Origin of the sequence: Micromonospora parastrephiae (assembly GCF_016802865.1) — a bacterium.
Taxonomy (GTDB): domain Bacteria; phylum Actinomycetota; class Actinomycetes; order Mycobacteriales; family Micromonosporaceae; genus Micromonospora; species Micromonospora parastrephiae.
In genome coordinates this window covers 1-3,177 of sequence record NZ_JAEVHM010000343.1, presented here as the reverse complement: position 1 = coordinate 3,177, position 3,177 = coordinate 1, and the positions used below count along the sequence as shown (strand labels likewise).

Below are 3,177 nucleotides of genomic sequence, written 5' to 3'. Positions count from 1 at the left end.
CTCCGCCGGCTCCGCCGCGGCCCGCCGCCGGCCCGGCCCCTGACCGCCGCCCTCCGGCAGCCTGGCCCAGGCCGGTCGCTCGGCCGGGCGAACCGTGGCGACCATCATGGTCGGCTGGGAGACCGGCGGCTCGTCGGTCACCCGGCGCAGCACGGCGGTACGGCTGTTGGCGTCACCCAGATTGTCCCGGGCCACCTGCACGTCGGCCAGCAGCGCGCCGGCGTCGGCGGGCCGGGGCAGCGGGGTCGCGCCGGGTGGCCCGCTGCACCAGGTCGTCGAGAACCGACGGCAGGCCCGGCACCAGCGTCGAGGGCGCCGGCACGTCACGGTCGACGTGCTGCCAGGCGACATCCACCGGGCGGTCACCGTCGTAGGGCACCCGACCGGTGAGCATCTCGAACAGCACGATGCCGGCCGAGTAGACGTCGGTGCGCGGGTCGGCCCGGCCCTCGGTGACCAGTTCCGGGGCGACGTACGCCACGGTGGCCATCAGCTGGTTGCCCTGTTCGTCGTCGGCGCTCGCCTCGACCGCACGGGCCAACCCGAAGTCGGCCACCTTGACGACGCTGTCGACCAGGTTGGCGACGCCGCCGGTGGGCGCCTCGGCGACCAGTACGTTCTCCGGCTTGACGTCGCGGTGCACCAGACCGGCCCGGTGCGCGGCGGCGATCGCGGCGAGCATCTGCTCGGCGATGGCCAACGCCTCGTCCGGGTTGAGTCGGCGCCGCTCGGCCAGCACGTCGCGCAGCGTGCGACCGCGGACGTACTCCATCACCAGGTACGGCAGACCGGCGTGGGTGCCCTGGTCGTAGACCGCCACCACGTTCGGGTGGGTCAGCCGGGCGATGGTCTTCGCCTCGTCGGTGAACCGGGCCACGAAGTTGGCGATCCGGGCGCGGGCCTCGGGCGCCTGGGTCGGGTGAATGATCTTGACTGCGACGGTGCGCTCGAGGCGTTCGTCGGTGGCGGTGTACACGGTCGCCATGCCGCCACGGGCCACGCGACCGCGAATGCGGTAGCGCCCGTCGATCAGCGAGCCCAGCAACGTGTCGGCGACCTGTGTGTCCATCGGCAGGGAGTCTATGTGTCCGGGGGGTGAAGGTTGAACAGGATGCTACAGCCGGAGCCCGACCTGGTCCGTCCCACTGCGCTCGCCGCCCCCGCCTCGGCCCCTCATTCGCTGGTCAGCGCCGGTCCGGAAGCGGGTTCGGGCGGGTCATCCGGGGTGCCGGTGGCTCGACGCGGCGGCGACGTGGCAGGGTGTTCGGGTGACCGAACCCGTACCCGACCAGGCCGTGCCCGGCCCCGAGCTCGCCGGACCCGCCGACCCGGCCGGCTGGCTCACCCTGCCCGACGTCGCCGAGCGTCTCGACGTGTCGATCAGCAAGGTGCACCAGATGATCCGCGACCGGGAGCTGCTGGCGGTCCGCCGCGACGGTGTCCGCCGGATTCCGGCGGACCTGGTGGCCAACGAGACCGTACTCAAGCACCTCCCAGGCGTGCTCAACCTGCTCTCCGACAACGGCTACGACGACGAGGCCGCGCTGCGCTGGCTGTACGAGCGGGACGACTCGCTGCCCGGTGCCACCCCGGCCGCCGCCCTCTCCGGCGACCAGGCCCGAGAGGTCAAACGCCGCGCCCAAGCCCTGGGCTTCTAACCCCCCAACCCCGGGCTGCCCCCGGGCTGCCCCCGGTTGATCATGAAGTTATTGCCACGACACGCCGCGCGGGCTGGCAATAACTTCATGATCGACCGCGCGGGGCGGCGCGGGGACCGGGCGGGCAGGGGTCAGTCGGCGCGGCGGTCGCTGCTATGGCCAGGTCCACCAGGGCCTGGCGGGCCTCGGTGTCGAGGTCCACGGCGGCCAGGGCCGCCAGCGCGCTGTCGGTGAGCGTGACGATCCGCTGCTCGGTGCGGGCCAGAGCGCCGCTCGCGGAGATCAGCTCGCGCAGCCGGGCCACCCCCCGCTCGTCCAGCTCCGGGTCCCCGAGCTGGCTGAGCAGCAGCTCCCGGCCGGCGTCGTCGGTGGCCTCCACGGCCGCCGCCACCAGGTAGGTGCGCTTGCCCTCGCGCAGGTCGTCCCCGGCCGGTTTGCCGGTCAGCGCCGGGTCGCCGAAGACTCCCAGCACGTCGTCGCGGAGCTGGAACGCCTCGCCCAGCGGCAGCCCGTACGCCGAGTAGGCCGTCCGCACGTCCGGCGTCGCGTCGGCCAGCGCGGCGCCGAACAGCAACGGACGTTCGACCGTGTACTTCGCCGACTTGTAGCGGGCGACCTTGCTGGCCCGCTCCACCGAGGTGTCCCCGGTGACCTGGGTCAGCACGTCGAGGTACTGCCCGACGGTGACCTCCGTGCGCATCTCGTCGAAGACCGGCCGGGCCCGGGCCACCGCCCGCAGGTCCAGTCCGGCGGAGTGCAGCAACTCGTCGGACCAGACCAGACACAGGTCGCCGAGCAGGATCGCGGCGGCGTCGCCGAACCCGTCCGGGTCACCGCCCCAGCGGGCCGCCCGGTGCCGGGCGCGAACCGCCGATGCACCGCCGGCTCGCCGCGACGGGTGTCGGAGCGGTCCATCAGGTCGTCGTGGATCAGGGCGCTGGCCTGGACGAACTCCAGCGCGGCCAGGGCGGTGAGCACCTGGTCGCCGTCCACCCCGCCGGCACCCCGGAACCCCCAGTACGCGAAGGCCGGACGCAGTCGCTTGCCACCGCCGAGCACGAACGCCTCGATCGCCTCCGCCACCGGAACCAGGGCGTCGTCGACCCGGGTCAACCGGGTCCGCTGGCCGGCCAGGAACTCGGTGAGGGCCTTGTCGACCCGCTGTCGCAGGCCGGCACGGTCGACGGGAGACACGGGAGCAGCGTGGGTCACGCCACGACGCTAGCCGGTCGCCGACGTACGTCTGAGCATCGATCGATGTACAGCTACGTACGTCTGAGCATCGTCGATGTCGCTCGTCGTCTGAGCTCGATCGATGTACAGCTACGTACGTCTGCATCGATCGTGTCGCTCGTCTCTAGGCATCGCATGTACACTACTAGGTCTGCTCATTCGGATGTGCGTCCTCTGAGCATGCTACAGCTACAGCGTCCATGAGTTCGCGTTCGTCTAGGCAGTCTTGATACATCTGCTCGAGACAGCGCGCTCATCTCGTGTTACGCTACTATGAGACGACAGT

Annotated in this window: 1 protein-coding gene and 2 pseudogenes; 1 reads left to right on the top strand and 2 read right to left on the bottom strand. The window is 71.8% G+C overall.

Features of this window, described 5'->3' with window-relative positions; genetic code table 11:
* Nucleotides 1–1,069 (bottom strand): annotated as a pseudogene (locus tag JNW91_RS30665) (protein kinase domain-containing protein); the annotation flags it as partial.
* A 199-nt stretch (nucleotides 1,070–1,268) separates the two neighbouring features.
* Here JNW91_RS30665 and JNW91_RS30660 point away from each other — a divergent pair.
* Nucleotides 1,269–1,658 carry an Rv2175c family DNA-binding protein gene (locus JNW91_RS30660; protein WP_203178958.1) on the top strand — a complete coding sequence of 130 codons (390 nt, stop codon included), beginning with the start codon at nucleotides 1,269–1,271 and terminating at the stop codon, nucleotides 1,656–1,658.
* A gap of 85 nt (nucleotides 1,659–1,743) precedes the next feature.
* On the opposite strand, the pseudogene JNW91_RS30655 reads toward JNW91_RS30660, so the two are convergent.
* Nucleotides 1,744–2,870 (bottom strand): annotated as a pseudogene (locus JNW91_RS30655) (polyprenyl synthetase family protein).
* Between the last annotated feature and the right edge of the window lie 307 nt (nucleotides 2,871–3,177).